Here is a 15,713-nt window from a genome sequence, read left to right on the forward strand (position 1 = left end):
TTCCTCCAATCACATCATCTTTTCCAACGCCAGTTTAGCTTCGATGGACGTTTGTGGGTCAACCTGGATGCGGTTGATGACGCGCCCTTCCAGCAACTCTTCCATCGCCCATGTCAAATGCGGCAAATTGATGCGGTTCATCGTCAGGCACGGGCACATATACGGATTGAGCGATACGATGTCGAGATCGGGATGATCGGCAATCAAGCGGTTCACCAGATTCATTTCGGTGCCGATTGCCCATTTCGTGCCGGCCTCAGCCGCTTCGATCATGTCGATGATGTACTTCGTCGAGCCGGCGAAATCCGATTGGCTGACCACTTCATAAGTGCATTCCGGATGGACTAGGATGCGGCGATCGGGTTCATTCATCCGAAGATTGTCGATATGCTTTGGCAGGAAATTCATATGGACGGAACAATGGCCTTTCCATAGAATGACACGCACATCTTCAACCGGACATTGCGCTTCGAGCTTTTGCTTGATCGGATCCCAAATGGCCATCTGCTCGAGCGGAATGCCGAGTTTGACCGCCGTGTTCCGGCCAAGATGCTGATCCGGCAAAAACAGCATGCGCTCTTTTTGCGTCAAGGCCCAGCGCACCATCGGCTCGGCATTGGAAGAGGTGACCGTTGCGCCGCCATTGCGTCCGACAAACGCTTTGATGGCCGCGGTGGAATTGACGTAAGTCAACGGGACGATGGTATCACCGAACAGTTCCTGCAACTGTGTCCAGGCGCGTTCGGTCTGGTCGATATTGGCCATATCCGCCATCGAGCAGCCGGCGCGCATGTCCGGGAGGATGACCGCCTGCTCTCTTTCTGTTAGGATATCCGCGGTTTCCGCCATGAAATGAACACCGCAGAAGATGATGTAATCGGCCTTTTGCTGCCCCGCGATCTGCGACAATTGGAGCGAGTCGCCGGTAACGTCAGCGTAGCGGATGACTTCGTCTTTCTGGTAATGGTGGCCGAGTATGTATAAGCGGTCGCCGAGTTCAGCGCGTGCGCGTTTCGCGCGTTCATGCAGCTCTTCAGTCGTCGCTTTCAAGTAGGATTCAGGCATTGCGTCCGTCTGCTGTAATTCATTCAGGAATAAAGTCATTGGTGAATTGCCTCCTTCTGTGAAATGGTCAGGTTCATACTGATGTCCAGGTTGTGCACGCTATGGGTCAAAGCGCCGATGGAAATCACATCGACCCCGGTATGGCGGTAAGCCGCCAGATTGTTCAAGTCGATGCCGCCGGAAGCTTCCGTACGGATCGGTTCCGGAACGAGCTGTATCCAGGCTTTCATGGTATCAGGTGTTTGATTGTCGAACATGATGACGTCCGGGCGTGCCGCAATTGCTTCCTGCAACTCTGCCAGGCTCTCGACTTCGACTTCGATCATGGTCATATGCCCCAGTGCGGCACGGACCTTTTGCACCGCCTGCGTGATGGAACCGGCGGCTGCGATATGATTGTCTTTCAGCATAACCGCATCGTACAGACCGTTCCGATGGTTGAATCCACCGCCGACACGAACTGCGTATTTCTCGAACATCCGCAACCCTGGCGTGGTCTTCCGGGTGTCGACGATGCGGGTATGTGTTGAACCCAGGGCTTCAACGCATTGAGCGGTCAAGGTCGCAATGGCGCTCATGCGCTGCACCAGATTCAACAGCACGCGTTCACCCGCAAGCAACGCCGCAACGGGCCCCTGAATCCGGACAATCGCTTCTCCGGACTCCGCGAAATCTCCATCTTTTTTCAAGGATTCCACTGTGATATTTGGATTGAGCAAGTGATAGCCCCATTTAAAACAATCAAGCCCAGCCACAACGCCGTCCTGTTTCAAGCGAACGACCGCTTCGCCTCGATCTTCTTCGGTGAATAACACAGAAGACACATCACGGTCTCCGATATCTTCCAGTAAAAAACTTTTGATGGCATCTTCCGCTTTTAAGCGATTCATGAAATCGCCTCCTTTTGCTGTATTTGACGTTCTCCAATTTTTATTCCATTTACCGACAATCCTACCGTTTTTCCGGTCCAGTCCACGGATGGCTTTGGTACATCGTGGCGGTAATGTGCGCCGCGGCTTTCATTTCGGAACAGCGCAGCTTCAGCAATCAGGCTGCTGGCTGTATAACGGTGGATCATTTTGATTTGCTGTGCTGGATACTGCTGCAGCTCGAATCGCAATAACGGAAAATCTGCAGTGAAATTCTTTAATTCGCCTGCTTCTCGTAAAATGCCCACTTGCTGGGTCATACGCAACTGCAGATCAGCGGGAAGGGAGAATTGCTTCGTCGGTTCCGCCAACTGGAAAGCCGTTTCTTTATGGCTGAAGCCGCAAGTCTGTATGTTGTCCGCCAGGCGTTTTGCGAATACCAGCCCTTCCAGCAAGGAATTGCTGGCGAGCCGGTTTGCGCCGTGTACACCGGTAGACGCGACTTCGCCGATGGCATAAAGACGGGAAATCGTTGTTTCTCCCCATTCGTTTGTCCGGACACCTCCCATATGAAAATGGGCGCCAGGCCGAACAGGTATGGGGTGGATCTCAGGATTTATCTGGTGGTTCATACAATTCCTATAGATAGAAGGGAATTTTACTTTAAATTGCTGAATGTGGCTGGCATTAAGAAATACCGGGCCAATCTGTTGCCAATGGCGCTCGGTGGCACGGGCGACAATATCCCGCGGCGCCAATTCCATAAGTGGATGGAGGCCTGCCATGATGCGCTGTCCGGCCGAATCGATGAGCCAGGCGCCTTCTCCGCGAACGGCCTCGGAAATCAACCCGCATGATTGGCCATTGAGCGTGAAAACGGTGGGATGGAACTGGACGAATTCCAAATCCTCCAGCACGGCACCTGCGTGATAAGCAAGAGATAGACCATCACCTGTGGCGACAGTGGAGTTGGAGGTCTGGCTGTACAGCTGGCCGATGCCGCCGGTCGCCAGTACGGTATGCTGTGCCTGAATGACCGTGCGTTTGCCGAAGGCATCTTCTATGCAGACACCTGTACATTCACCGTCGTTCATCAACAGTTCCAGCACGGAGCTGTATGGAACGCGCTCGACCTGGTTTTCAGTCTGAACCAGTAAATGCTGCAGCAGCATTTTGCCGGTCTGGTCGCCGCCTGCATGAAGAATTCTTCTGGTGGAATGGGCGGCTTCCTGTCCCAGCAAGGGGAGGCCATCGGTATCGGCATCGAAAGGCAAGCCTTGGGACATCAGTTTTTCGATCAGGCGCTGGCCTTCCTGCACCATGATTTCGACCCTTTCTGCATCGGCATGGTTCGCGGAAGCGGAAAGCGTATCAGCTGCGTGGGACGCCGAATAATCACTGAGCCCGATGCTTGCGGCAATGCCTCCTTGGGCAAGAGCTGTATTGCTTGAAAATGGATTTTCTTTCGTGAGGACAGTGACAGAAAGGGAAGGTGGAAGCGAATGTGCAAGCATCAGGCCAGCAGCGCCTCCGCCAATGATACAAACATCAACCATAAGTTTACACTACCTTTACAAGTGTCTTGACACTATTAATGACATAAAGATAAAGTAATTACAAGATTTAAATCTTCTTTGTGAAGGAATTGATGATAATTGATGATTTATTTGGACAATGCAGCAACTGCTCCGATGCGCCAAACAGCAATCGATGCTTATGCAGAGACTGCCAAACAGGTTTTTGGAAATACCCAAAGTTTGCACGATGCGGGTTCGGCAGCTGACAATCTGCTGGAGGCATGCCGAAAAATGTGGGGAGGATTGCTGAATGTCCGGAGCGAGGGCGTGTATTTTACGGGCAATGCCTCCGAGGGCAACCAATTGGCGATCCGCTCGCTGCTGCGGGGAAGGGGCGAAGGCAAACGGGAAATCGTGACAACGGCACTCGAGCATGCTTCTGTTCTGACAGTTTTGCATGAACTGGAGAAGGAAGGATACCGGATCCGTTATGTGCCGGTTGGTGCGGAAGGTATCCTCGATTTCGAACAGTACCGGAAACTGATCACAGACCAAACGGCCTTAATCGTCATTCAGCTTGTCAATTCGGAAATGGGAGCCATCCAGCCGGTAGCAGACTGCGCTGCCTATGCAAAAGAAAAAGAGGTGCCGCTGCATTGTGATATTGTCCAGGCTGTAGGGAAAATTCCAGTGGATCTGGAGCAGCTGGGTGTCACTTCCGCTGTTTGTTCGGGCCATAAAATCGGCGGACCGAAAGGAGTGGGGATCGTTTGGGCGGATCCCGGCGTCCACTGGGAATCGGTTTATGAAGGCACGGTGCATCAAGAGGGATTCCGCGCAGGAACTGTGGATGTGCCGGGAATCACATCTGCGACGATTGCGGGGAAGGAAGCGGTAGCCGAGCAGCGGGAAGCGGCGTTGCATGCTGAAGAGCTGCAGCGTCATTTGATGGACAGGCTTCCGAAAGAAGTTTTATTGACCGGAAATCCAGCGAAGAAATCGCCTTTTATCCAAGGATTGCTCCTGCCGCATGTTGAAGGACAGTGGATGATGCTCGAATGCAATCGCCAGCAAATTGCGATTTCAACGGGAACCGCCTGCAAAATCGGCGCCGGGGAGGCGATGTCCGCTATGAGCGCCATTGGGATTGAACAGGATGCCGCGCGGAAATTCATCCGGATTTCATTTTCAACAGACACTACTAAAGAGCATATTGATGCTTTTTTGCAGGTGATCGGAACGTCGATGGCAAAAGCATCGTTTTGATGTGTCTGCAGAAAAGCAGCACTTGATAACTAAAAAAAAGTGGGTCCTGTCGCATAAACAGGATCCACTTTCTTTGGGTAGAGAAGAATTATGAAAAACTCCCTCTTATTGCGGTATTCGGGCAGTCCATCGCGACAAATCAGGATTACTCACCTGCAGTGTTTCTTTCGGGAAAATAAATGTCCAAGGTTTTGTGGTATTGGCCTTCACTACAAGCGGAGCCAAGTTGAATGAACCTTTCACAATCGACGATCCGGTTGCATCCAAAATCTCCAGTGGCAATTTTTCCAATTCAATCTGTTTGGAATAGCCATTGCGGATAAAGACAGAAACCGCTAAATTGCCGTCTTCTGAAAATCTCGTCTGAAAACCAGTGATGTTCAATTCTTGAGGCTTCAGTTCGGGCAACTTTTTCACAAGTTCGGCTAAGCCTGATTTTTGTTTGTCTGTCAATGCTTTTTCCCAAGATGCGTCTAGATCCACCGCATGGGGAACAAGGGATTGGACATTGAACGCCAGTGACCACCCAGCTGCAGGGATCTCGGAAACTTGAAGGGCGTCCTTCTTGAATTTAAAGATCCAAGGGCGGTTTGAAAGCGGCGGAATGGAACCTAATTCCGATAAATCGAATTCCTGTGAAGCAATGGTTTCTTTGTCGGCATCCTGTAAAACCAACTCCGCTTTTTCCATCGTGATCGGACGATCAAGGGAGGAACGGAAAAATGCCTGGACGTTCCAATCATCCGTGTACGGGTCCGCTTCAATGTCGATGCCTGCAAGAGATAATTGATTTGGCTGCAGAGGCGGCAAATCATTCGACAGGAATTTCAGTACGTATTCTTGTTCCTTGCTGATTTCCCAACTTTCGGAAATGGATAAAGCAGGTGTGACATCTTCTGCTTCTGAAGGATTCGTGTCAGAAACCTCGCCCAGTTCTGTAGAGGAGACGATTGAATCCTTTCCGGTTTTATCGGTTTTATTGAAAAAAGAAAAAATACTCAATTTTTCTGCTCCTTTTCACGACGATTCAAGTTCCGCAAAAATCCCAATACTTCCGACGCGATTGAATAGCGCAGGTTCTGGAAATTTGCAGCGAATAATTCAAGACCTTCTTTTTGATAGATTCTCATCGGATCTTCCTGCTGATAAGAGCGCAGTCCAATGCCTTCTTTGAGGTGAGCCATCGATTCCAGGTGCTTCACCCACATCGCATCAATTTGCGTTTGCATGACAAGCTGGATGGTTCTGAGGACTTTTTCATCGTCCTGGCTAGCCAGGATAAATGCTGAAATGCTTTCAAGATATGGTTCGACCGCAACATCGATGTCTTTCCGTTTATTGACCTTTTCCGGCACAGAAATGGGCTCGCCCAGCAAATGCTGTAAGTCTTGTTTTATGGACACCAGATGGACCAGTTGAATATCATCGTCTTCCGGAAGTGTTTCAGAGATTACATAATCTGCGGCATCGCGAACCATGCCCTGCACCAATTCCAAATTCTCTTGGCCCGTCAACACACGGTTTCGCAGTCCATAGACGATTTTGCGCTGTTCGTTGATCACATCATCCAGCTTGAGGTTGTACTCCCGCATGGAGAAGTGGGAGCCTTCCACAATCCGTTGAGTACGATCCGTCAGTTCGTGGATTTCTTTATTGGTGATTTCTCCGAGTTTATCGGTTTTCATCTTTTTCTCGAACTTCTCGACATCTTCTTTTGCAAAGCGTTTAAACATATCATCTTCAAGAGAAAGGATGAATTGAGATGAACCTGGATCGCCTTGACGGCCGGAACGACCGCGCAATTGATTGTCGATTCTGCGGTTTTCATGTTTTTCGGTACCGATTACATGCAGCCCGCCAAGTTCTGCAACTCCGTCACCAAGGACGATGTCTGTTCCGCGGCCAGCCATATTGGTGGCCACTGTAATCTGGTTCAACTGTCCTGCCTGCGAAATCAGATGGACTTCCTGTTCCATGCTTTTCGCATTGAGCAGTTGGAAAACCAGGTTTTTCTCTTTCAGGTAAGCAGCCACAGCTTCGGATTGCAGAATGGAAGTTGTTCCAATAAGAACGGGCTGTCCGGTTTGATGGCGTTCAGCAGCTTCTTCCGCTACTATTTTGTATTTATGGTCCATCGTTTGGAATACCCGGTCCAGTAAATCGATGCGGGCTCTTGGGTTATTGGTCGGCACTTCTACTACGTCCATGCCATAGACCTCACGAAATTCCTTCTGTTGTGTTTTTGCGGTACCGGTCATCCCTGAGAGATGAGGATACATGCGGAAAAAATTCTGTATAGTGATTTGCGCCTGCGCCTTATTTTCTTCAGTGATTTCGACTTTTTCCTTCGCTTCGATGGCTTGATGCAAACCGTCTGATAAGGTTCTGCCTTCAAGCGTACGCCCTGTGAACATATCGACCAAGAGGATCTTATTATCTTTTACGATATAGTCGACATCCCGGATAAACATGACACGGGCACGAAGCGCCATAATGACGTAATGGTAAAGCGTCTGGTGTTCAAGCTCATACAGATTGTCGACACCAAAGGCTTTTTCCACTTTTTCGATGCCTTTATCGGTTAACGAAGTTGCTTTTGTTTCGTCATCGTATTCAAAATCCTCGTTTTCGATAAAGCGAAGCGCAAGCAACGAAGCGATATGATGAAGTTCGGCACTTGCTTTCATTTTGCCGGCGACGATGAGCGGTGTTTTTGCTTCATCAATCAATACACTGTCAACTTCATCGATGATCGCGTAATGGTAAGGACGCTGTACCTTGTCCTGTAAGGTTGGCGCCATATTGTCGCGCAAGTAATCAAAGCCGAATTCTGTGCCGACCCCGTAGGTGATATCAGCTTGATAAGCTTCCTGCTTTTCGTCGCTGAGCATTTCCGGAAGATTTAATCCGACGGACAAACCCAGAAAGCGGTGGATCTGTCCGATCTGGTCATAATCCCGCTTCGCCAGATACTCGTTGACGGTAATGATGTGGACGCCTTTTCCTTCCAATGCTCTCGTATAAGCGGAAAGGGAAGATACCAGCGTCTTTCCTTCGCCTGTTGGCATCTCGGCGATATTGCCTTCGGCTAACACAAGTCCGCCGATCAGCTGAACATCGAAATGGCGCATATTCAGCACCCGTTTAGAAGCTTCGCGAACAACTGCAAAAGCATCCGGAATAATCTTGTCTATTTTGATTCCTTTGTTTATTTGGTCTTTGAAAATGGCAGTCATTTGCTGAAGTTCCTCATCGGACATGGCCTGGTACTTTGCTTCAAGTGCATTGATGGCTGCTACGATCCGATTGTACTTTTTCAACTGTCTTGTATTCGTTTTAGTTGATCGCTTAAATAACGTTACCATGAATAATAATCTCCTTTTTCTATGCCGCTGCTACTTGCTTATTTTATCAAACTTTCCCAGTAAACTCCACATTACTTTAGATTGGCAAGTCTTGTCTCCAGCTGGGTATCCGCTTCGGATAAGCGGTTGCATACACGATTCAGGTTAGGGCTCTGGATGATAATATTTTGATTATATAAGAACTTGGCGATTGAGGATAGTGTACGCTTTGTAAAGCCAGGATTAAGAAATTCTAAAGACTCCTGCAAAAGGGATTACGGCGTTCGGAAGATGGGATAAGCTGAATGCAAGGCCTAATCATTTTAAAGGAGGAAGATCATTTGAAAACTTCGCTTTTGAAAATGTCTGTTCCTGTTCTCGCCCTTGGATTTGTTTTGACGACGCAAGTGGATACACAAGCCTACATGGCACTGACAGCTTCGGCACCTGAAGAACAAAAGCCATCTTATCAACCGGGAGCGGGAGTTCTGGAAAGATTAGGCCCCTACGAGAAGCAATTAGCCGAACTGGAAGAGGATCTTCAAGTTCTGATTCAGGAACTGGATGGTGAAGAAACCATCAGCTTCGAACAGTATCAGCAGTATCAGTCCACATTGGACGGGCTGATTCAGGAACTGAACACGGTGTCGCAGGAAATAGAAGCAGAGTCGCCGGCCGTTGCCGATCACTTTAGGAATCTGTTGACGGTTCAGGAGAAAATGGTCGGAATTGATGTGGAACAGCAATAAAATGTAACGGAATGCAAAACTAGCAGGGGATGCCGAATAGGCATTCCCTGTTTTTATGCGCTTTTTGCACGGCAAGAAATTAAGTTTGGAGATTACCAAAATATAGAATTTAACTGCGTCAATTATAGTGAATAAAAAATAGAAATTTCACTGTCTAATTAATAAAATTTTACATTTGGAGGGTTTTATTGATTGTAAATCTGCTATCTATGATAAAATTACCTTCTGAATAGATAGATTTATTACAAATGCGAAGACTTCGTTACATCTTGCAACCCTGAGTAGTTGTTTGACGTTATAAGGTTTATAATGGAAGAAATTAATGGGATTTATGCTAGTCCATCAGGAGGTACAGCCATGACGTGTAATAAATGTGGAAAAGAAAATGAGGAAGGCGCAAAATTCTGTAAGGATTGCGGGCATTCGTTGATACAAACAAGAAGCAAGAAAAAGAAAAAAAGGAATTTCATCTACGCCATCGTGCTGGTATTGACTTTGCTCGGAGTCGGAATCGGATCTGCTCAATTTATGGGAGAGGAAGCAGAGCCTGTAGAGCCGCCTGAAGAAGAACAGGCAGCTGAAAAAGAGCCCGAGCCAGAAACGCCTGAAGTGAAAGAAGAACCGGAAACAGAAGAAGGCCAAGTGGAAAAAGTTGAAGAACCTGAAGAAACGGTTCCAGCTGATGCACCAGTGGAAGGCACTGTAACCAAAGTGGAAAACGTCGTGCCGCCTTCCGAACAGCCGGAAAAAGTAGAGCCTAAGAAGAAAGAAAAAACAGCTATCATCAAGGAGTCGCAGCAAAAAGTTTACACCATATTGACTGAGGGCGGACAAGGGTCCGGTTTCCTGTTCTCTGATACGGGAATGGTGGTAACCAACGCCCATGCTGTAGCCGGATTTACAGATGTAGTCGTCCGCAACATCAACGGGCAGGATCACCCGGGGACAGTCGTCGGTATTTCCGATGAATCCGATATTGCATTGATCCATGTGGAAGCTTTTGAAGGCATCACGCCATTGGAAGTTGAAATGGAAGCAACGGATGTAGGAACTGAAGTCATCGCGCTGGGCAGCCCGGCAGGTATGGAGAATACGGCAACAATCGGCTATTTGACAGGGATTGACCGGGATTTCTATCAGGAATTCACCTACGAAAATATTTACCAGATCGATGCAAAAATTGCTCCGGGCAGCAGTGGGGGACCATTGGTAGACGCAGCGACCGGTAAAGTCATCGGCATCAATTCGCTGGTGATTGAAGAAGGCGATTCAATCGGCTTTTCAATTCCGATGTATTCGATGTATGAGCAATTATCCCAATGGGTTACTGCTCCGATGTCAGCAGAAGAAGTTGCAGCTTTGTTCAAGGTTTATGACGACTTCAGCGGTTATGAAGATGAAGACTATGAGTACGACATCGACTTGGAAATGAAATTCGATGAAGCGAACTTAAGTGAGTTTATCGGCGATTTCCGATATTATTATGAAACATCGCTTGAAGAAGAAGATTTTTTCTATGTACAGAATCTGCTCGTTTATCAAAGCGAAATCTACAATGGGATTGCTGAATATATTGCAGATATTTCAGGCAAAAACATGGAATACAATTTCACGAAACTGGATATCATGGATATCGAAATCTATGAAGATTACGCTCTGGTCCATACAGAAGAAGCTTTTGACATGATGAACGAAGCGGGTATCTGGTCTGTGGAAGAACGCAGCAAAATGTACACGATCGTCATGGATGAATATGGCTTCTATTATGTTTCGGATATCGTCAATAAAGAATAGCCTACCAGAATGAATAGAGAAAAAAAGGAATTCCCGTTGAATGGGAATTCCTTTTTTACTTGCTCGAAATCAAATCAGCCACCAGTATATACCGGTCGGGAGCGTATCCCACGTAATCGAATGGATAGCAGGTAGACACGGTCAAGATGGCTTTTGGTTTTGGAACAATCACGGTGCGGTCATCTTCGTCGACAATCCGTACTTGCCGAACTTTATAAGTGAAGGTTCCTGCGTACGTTTTAACAATCAGGAGATCGCCTTTTCCGACTTCGCCGAGTTCACGGAATACCGTATCCCGATGTCCCGATAAAACGGAGTTGTCATTTTCTCCGGGCAATACGCTTTCAGCAAAATGGCCGACGCCTTTTTCCAGTTCATCTTCGTCGGTGCCATGGATAATCGGCAACGCAGCATCCAGTTTTGGAATGATCAGTTCTCCCATCAGCTCTCCGATTTCCGGAGTTTCCGGATATTCGGGATTGGGGCCTGATCCGCTGCTTTCCTGTTCTTTAGGCTCTTCCGGAAGTTCGATTGGCTGTGTTGCAGGCTCGCTGCTGACCACCGTTGCTTCGGCATTCCCTGTTTTATAAAGCAGATAGCCTTTTACAAATGTCGCGGTGCTGGTGGTGCTGAACCATAAGCCGGACACAATAAGGACAAGGGGCAGAAAAAGAAGTAGCGGTTTTTTGCTTGTTCTTTTTTGTGATCTGTCAACCATCATTAAATTCCTTGGGCTCTATAGCGACGGAATAAACCAATGCCAGCTAAAATCAAAGCCAGTCCCAGCAATGAATTTACAGCGAAATCTGAAGCTGTTGCAGGAAGTTTTCCGCCTTTTATAGTTTGAGTGGCAGGTGCAACCGGTTTTTGTACCGCGGGTGGAGTTGCAATGGCATTTTCCACTGTGATTAAATCTTTTCCTGTTTCGTTGATCAACTCAGAACCGAACATATCGGCAGTCAGCAGAATATCCGCCAGGAATACATCTTTCAGGTTAAAGATTTCAATCAAAAGGTCAGCACCTTCAGTTGACTGCAGCGTGAGCAGCGTCGCTAAGGATACCGGTGCCTTCTGGCCGTCTTTACTGAAATATAGATCGGTTCTTATTTCGAACAAATCCGTCATGTCGCTGTAGATATCCAGAATTTCAGCCAATTGTTCTGCTGTCAGTTCATCAGCACTTTCAAAATTGTCGACCGCTACCATACGGTCGCTCAATTGCTCCAATTTGCTTTCAAAGTCTGGATCTTCGTAATCCAAGGTTTCCAGATGTGCGATCAGTTTTTCCACTTCTTCTTCCGTCAAGCCGAGTTCAGTGAAGAGAAATTCAGTATCGAATCCGTACTCGCCCATTTCGGAATAGTAGAGAAGCGAAGACTCCAAGTCTTCGATATACTCATAGTTTGCCAGTGAATCAGAATAATCCTGAAGATATTCTTCCAGCTCGGTTTCCGAAGTGAATCCGTATCTCTCCATCAGCTCCTGTAGATTTACCGCATTGATCGGAGTTCCTGTGTACTCTTCCAAATAAAATTCAACAAAGAATTTTACATCTTCTATGAAAATCAAATAAGTTCCCTCTAAAACATCTTGTCCGTATTCGAGATCTCCATATTCATAAAGCAGCTCGTTCAGTTCAGTGCGGGTCATCTCCAATTCACCGAGCAGTGCCTGAATGCCTGCTTCCGTTAAAGGAGTTCCCAATTCATCTGCAGATTCAAATTCCTCTAAAGACCAGTCTTTGCCGGTTAAATAGTCGAGGTAGTCTTGCTTTTTCCAATCGATTTCAGTCAAATGACGGTCAAATTGTGCATCGTCAGCTTTGATGGCAAACGCTGATAGCGGCATCGTACTGACCCCAACTGCTAATACTAATAAAAATAAGGCTAAACGCTTCATTTTCTTCCTCCTACGCGTAATAAATGGAATATCTAGAATATTATAGTCTTAGATAACAGGAAAAAGAATGGGTACAAAAACCTATATGAGGGAGATTTCGGAAAGAGATTTCTCCATCTTTAAGATCGCGATTCACTAAACGATGAGCATGCCGGCAGAACTCTGGGTCGTGTATACTAGAAGAAAACAAGAATGATGGAGGTTGATGTAATGGAAACCATTCTTGCAATAGCCATCGGTCTGGCATTAAGCGCAACCGTGGGTTTTAGAATTTTTACACCTTTATTGATAACCGGGATATTTGTTCATGTGGACTGGCTGACGCTTTCAGAAGGATTCAGTTGGATCGGCAGCACGCCGGCGATCATTGCATTTGCTGTCGCCACCCTTTTTGAAGTCGCGGTCAATTATATTCCGGCTGTGGGTTCATTCATGAAGATGATTGCAACTCCGATTGCCGCTTTGGCAGGAATCCTGCTGACCGCTTCTTTTATCGGGGACATGAGCCCGTTTTTGGAATGGAGCATCGCCATCATCGGGGGTGGAGGGGTAGCCACTGCTTCCCATGCAACGATTACAGCGGTTAAAGGTGTCAGTGAAACAGCGATGATGAGTCCTGCTGTCTCTGCAGCAGAAGATGCGACGGCAACGTTTGTCCCCATTCTGATATTCATCGCACCGATCCTGGCGATTGTCTTCCTACTGGCAATGGTATTGATGATCTATAAGTTATATCGCAGATTTCTATACAAACCGAAAGCTATATAAAAAGGAGTCGGAAATTTTCTTCCGGCTCCTTTTTGCTATCGGTTAAGGTGATGCTGTTTTTCAGCCTGCAGTTATCTCGGAATTACCAGCACTTGCCCCACACGAATTGAATTGACATTGGTGATTTTATTGGCCGCCGCAATTTTCGAGACGGTGGTATTGTAGGTGCGTGCAATGCTGTAAAGTGTGTCGCCAGCTTTGACCGTGTGTTTTACGGTCGTGGCAGGAGGTGCAGTGGTTTTGCCCGGAATCGTCAACACCTGTCCAACACGGATCAGGTTGTAATTGGTGATATTGTTGGCTTTAGCCAATGCCGCTACCGTGACATTGTATTTCTTCGCAATGCTGTAAAGTGTGTCGCCAGCTTTGACCGTGTATTTTACGGATGTAGCGGGAGGCGTAGTGGTTTTTCCTGGAATGGTCAACACCTGTCCGACACGGATCAGATTGTAATTGGTGATATTGTTGGCTTTAGCCAATGCCGACACCGTGACATTGTATTTCTTCGCAATGCTATAGAGTGTGTCTCCGGCCTTCACTGTATACTTGGTGCCGCTCACTGGAGCGGAAGACAGGTTCAATATTTCCGAGACGGTGACGAATTTATACCCTTGGGCTTTCAATTTGCTGATCATGCCCGGCAATGCACCAGGAGTTCCGGATGCTCCGGCTCCGGTGTGCATTAACACGATGGATCCTGGCACGATATTGTTCATGACCTTATTGGTGATTTGGGTGGATGAAACACCTTTCCAGTCAACGGTGTCGATATTCCATTGAATGGTATGGGTATACCCGGCATCGCCCACTGCCTTAAGAACAGAGGCGTTGGATGCGCCGAATGGAGCTCTGAAAATTGGCTTGGTCGTTTTTCCGGTTATACCTTTAATGGTCGTTTCCGTACTAGCAAGTTCACTTTTTATCTTAGCAGCGGAGAGTTTCGTAAAATCAGGATGCGAATAGGAGTGGTTTCCGAGCTGGTGGCCTTTGGCTGAAATGTTCTTGATCCAGGAAGGGTGATTTTTGGCACCGGATCCTGTAAGAAAGAACGTCGCTTTGACATTATTGGCAGACAGGACATCCAAGATTTTGTTGATGTTCGTGCCGTCTGAACCGTCATCAAAAGTGAGGGCGACCACTTTGCTGGCAGTGTTGCCTTTGGTGACATAGGTGGAGCTAGCTGCTTGTGACTGGCTGGAGAAAGACAATACGGTAAATAGGATCAGTAACATGGCTGCTGCGACTTTAATCCATTTAGAGAGCATCTTTTTCACCCCTTCATTTAGTGCGCTGAAGTATGTTCCAGCGTATGTATGAGGGACTCGATTAGAGATTAAACCAAGGGGTGGAGAGTGGGGTTTTACTCGATTTTTATAATCCTATTATACCATGTGTGTGTGTAAAAAGTATCATTTAAATCTGAAAAAATAGTTTATATGATTTCTGGGATTATTGGATTTGATTACATAACCAAGTTCGTTTAGTCACAAAGTTCAAGGATTTAACTTTCTGTACGTTTTGATTAAACTAGAGAAAAGGGGGATGTTAAATGAAGAACAGCATACATGAAGATAAGTTAGTCGCGACATTTTCAATTGTCGCCGCCGATCCGGAAACAGGAGAAGTTGGAGTAGCGGTCCAATCGAAGTTTTTGGCAGTCGGGTCAGTCGTACCATGGGCGAAAGCGAATGTAGGAGCGGTTGCCACTCAATCCTGGGCGAATACTGCTTTTGGGCCCGAAGGCTTGAAACTGTTGGAGAAAGGCTTGACGCCTGAGGAAGTGATCGACAAACTCGTCGCCGACGATCCCGGCAGAAGCTTGCGTCAGGTTGCTGTCATCAACTCGGATGGTGAAGCGAGTGCGTATACAGGACATGAATGCTACGACTGGGCAGGGCACAAAGTAGGGAAGCACCACTCCTGCCAAGGAAACATCCTCGTCAGCGAGAAAACCGTCAGCGAAATGAGCAGAGCTTTTGAAGAATCGGAGGGTACGCTTGCCGAACGCATGCTGGCAGCTATAGCCGCAGCTCAACACGCAGGAGGGGATAGCCGAGGCAAGCAGTCGGCTGCTGTTTATGTGCTGCAAAAAGGCGCGGGGTATGGCGGCTATAATGATGTCAAAGTCGATTTGCGCGTTGATGACCATCCGGAGCCGATTGAAGAATTGCAGCGGCTGTACGAGCTGCATAAAATGTATGCTGCGCCATCAGAAGGAAAGCTGGCTATCGGCTGGCTATCGAAGGAGATGTGTTCGAAGCAGTCGTAGAGCAATTGGGTAAAATCGGTCTATTGGAGCCGGCTGCCCACAACAGCTATGATGCGAACGTGAAAGAAGCGTTAAAAACTTTTATGCTGCGCGAGAACTTCGATGATCATTGGTCGGAAGATGCCTTTATTGATGAAGCGGTACTTGAATATTTGAAAAAGCAATAATGGCAA

Annotated in this window: 14 protein-coding genes; 6 read left to right on the top strand and 8 right to left on the bottom strand. The window is 47.4% G+C overall.

Annotation, left to right across the window (positions count from 1 at the left end; all coding sequences use genetic code 11):
• Window positions 1-9: 9 nt before the first annotated feature.
• Genes nadA through nadB form a run of 3 tightly spaced genes read right to left on the bottom strand, consistent with a single transcriptional unit; the run spans window position 10 to window position 3,490 of the window.
• Window positions 10-1,104: a quinolinate synthase NadA gene (gene nadA / locus ACRC6Q_RS05095; RefSeq protein ID WP_431465985.1), complete on the bottom strand. Its 1,095-nt coding sequence runs from the start codon at window positions 1,102-1,104 to the stop codon at window positions 10-12.
• On the bottom strand, window positions 1,101-1,955 hold the full coding sequence (nadC, locus tag ACRC6Q_RS05100) for a carboxylating nicotinate-nucleotide diphosphorylase (protein WP_431465986.1): 855 nt from the start codon (window positions 1,953-1,955) through the stop codon (window positions 1,101-1,103). Before nadC ends, nadA begins: the two co-directional genes overlap by 4 nt.
• A complete protein-coding gene (nadB, locus tag ACRC6Q_RS05105) occupies window positions 1,952-3,490 on the bottom strand; it encodes an L-aspartate oxidase (RefSeq protein WP_431465987.1) in 1,539 nt (512 codons plus the stop codon). The genes nadC and nadB overlap by 4 nt, the downstream gene beginning before the upstream one ends.
• Before the next feature lie 102 nt (window positions 3,491-3,592).
• On the opposite strand from nadB, the gene ACRC6Q_RS05110 reads away from it, so the two are divergent.
• Window positions 3,593-4,717 carry an IscS subfamily cysteine desulfurase gene (locus tag ACRC6Q_RS05110; protein ID WP_431466322.1) on the top strand — a complete coding sequence of 375 codons (1,125 nt, stop codon included), beginning with the start codon at window positions 3,593-3,595 and terminating at the stop codon, window positions 4,715-4,717.
• Between the two features lie 105 nt (window positions 4,718-4,822).
• Here ACRC6Q_RS05110 and ACRC6Q_RS05115 read toward each other — a convergent pair whose 3' ends face one another.
• A complete protein-coding gene (locus tag ACRC6Q_RS05115; RefSeq protein WP_431465988.1) occupies window positions 4,823-5,719 on the bottom strand; it encodes an accessory Sec system S-layer assembly protein in 897 nt (298 codons plus the stop codon).
• Window positions 5,716-8,082 (bottom strand): accessory Sec system translocase SecA2, encoded by a 2,367-nt coding sequence (gene secA2 / locus ACRC6Q_RS05120; RefSeq protein ID WP_431465989.1) that lies wholly within the window; start codon window positions 8,080-8,082, stop codon window positions 5,716-5,718. Before secA2 ends, ACRC6Q_RS05115 begins: the two co-directional genes overlap by 4 nt.
• 320 nt (window positions 8,083-8,402) lie before the next feature.
• On the opposite strand from secA2, the gene ACRC6Q_RS05125 reads away from it, so the two are divergent.
• Window positions 8,403-8,810 (top strand): hypothetical protein, encoded by a 408-nt coding sequence (locus ACRC6Q_RS05125; protein WP_431465990.1) that lies wholly within the window; start codon window positions 8,403-8,405, stop codon window positions 8,808-8,810.
• A gap of 357 nt (window positions 8,811-9,167) precedes the next feature.
• Window positions 9,168-10,604, top strand: a complete 1,437-nt coding sequence (locus ACRC6Q_RS05130) for a trypsin-like peptidase domain-containing protein (RefSeq protein WP_431465991.1) — start codon at window positions 9,168-9,170, stop codon at window positions 10,602-10,604.
• 55 nt (window positions 10,605-10,659) lie between these two features.
• Here the strand turns inward: ACRC6Q_RS05130 and ACRC6Q_RS05135 are convergent, their stop codons facing one another.
• Together ACRC6Q_RS05135 and ACRC6Q_RS05140 are read right to left on the bottom strand one after the other, a co-directional pair.
• Entirely contained in the window at window positions 10,660-11,322 is a 663-nt protein-coding gene (locus ACRC6Q_RS05135) for a class D sortase (protein ID WP_431465992.1), read from the bottom strand.
• A gap of 2 nt (window positions 11,323-11,324) precedes the next feature.
• Complete coding sequence (locus ACRC6Q_RS05140; RefSeq protein WP_431465993.1) at window positions 11,325-12,503, bottom strand: processed acidic surface protein; 1,179 nt, start codon at window positions 12,501-12,503, stop codon at window positions 11,325-11,327.
• A 210-nt stretch (window positions 12,504-12,713) separates the two neighbouring features.
• Between ACRC6Q_RS05140 and ACRC6Q_RS05145 the strand changes: the two genes are divergently transcribed.
• The gene (locus ACRC6Q_RS05145; RefSeq protein ID WP_223634339.1) at window positions 12,714-13,271 is read left to right on the top strand and encodes a DUF4126 domain-containing protein; all 558 of its coding nucleotides are present in this window, start codon (window positions 12,714-12,716) and stop codon (window positions 13,269-13,271) included.
• A 71-nt stretch (window positions 13,272-13,342) separates the two neighbouring features.
• On the opposite strand, the gene ACRC6Q_RS05150 is transcribed toward ACRC6Q_RS05145, so the two are convergent.
• Window positions 13,343-14,536, bottom strand: coding sequence for a LysM peptidoglycan-binding domain-containing protein (locus ACRC6Q_RS05150; RefSeq protein ID WP_223634336.1), 1,194 nt, complete (start codon window positions 14,534-14,536; stop codon window positions 13,343-13,345).
• Window positions 14,537-14,820: 284 nt separating this feature from the next.
• On the opposite strand from ACRC6Q_RS05150, the gene ACRC6Q_RS05155 reads away from it, so the two are divergent.
• On the top strand, window positions 14,821-15,540 hold the full coding sequence (locus ACRC6Q_RS05155) for a DUF1028 domain-containing protein (protein ID WP_431465994.1): 720 nt from the start codon (window positions 14,821-14,823) through the stop codon (window positions 15,538-15,540).
• Window positions 15,522-15,707, top strand: coding sequence for a putative peptidoglycan binding domain-containing protein (locus ACRC6Q_RS05160; protein WP_431465995.1), 186 nt, complete (start codon window positions 15,522-15,524; stop codon window positions 15,705-15,707). Before ACRC6Q_RS05155 ends, ACRC6Q_RS05160 begins: the two co-directional genes overlap by 19 nt.
• Window positions 15,708-15,713 lie beyond the last annotated feature (6 nt).

Source organism: Planococcus sp. SE5232 (genome assembly GCF_050686535.1).
Classification (GTDB): Bacteria; Bacillota; Bacilli; order Bacillales_A; family Planococcaceae; genus Planococcus.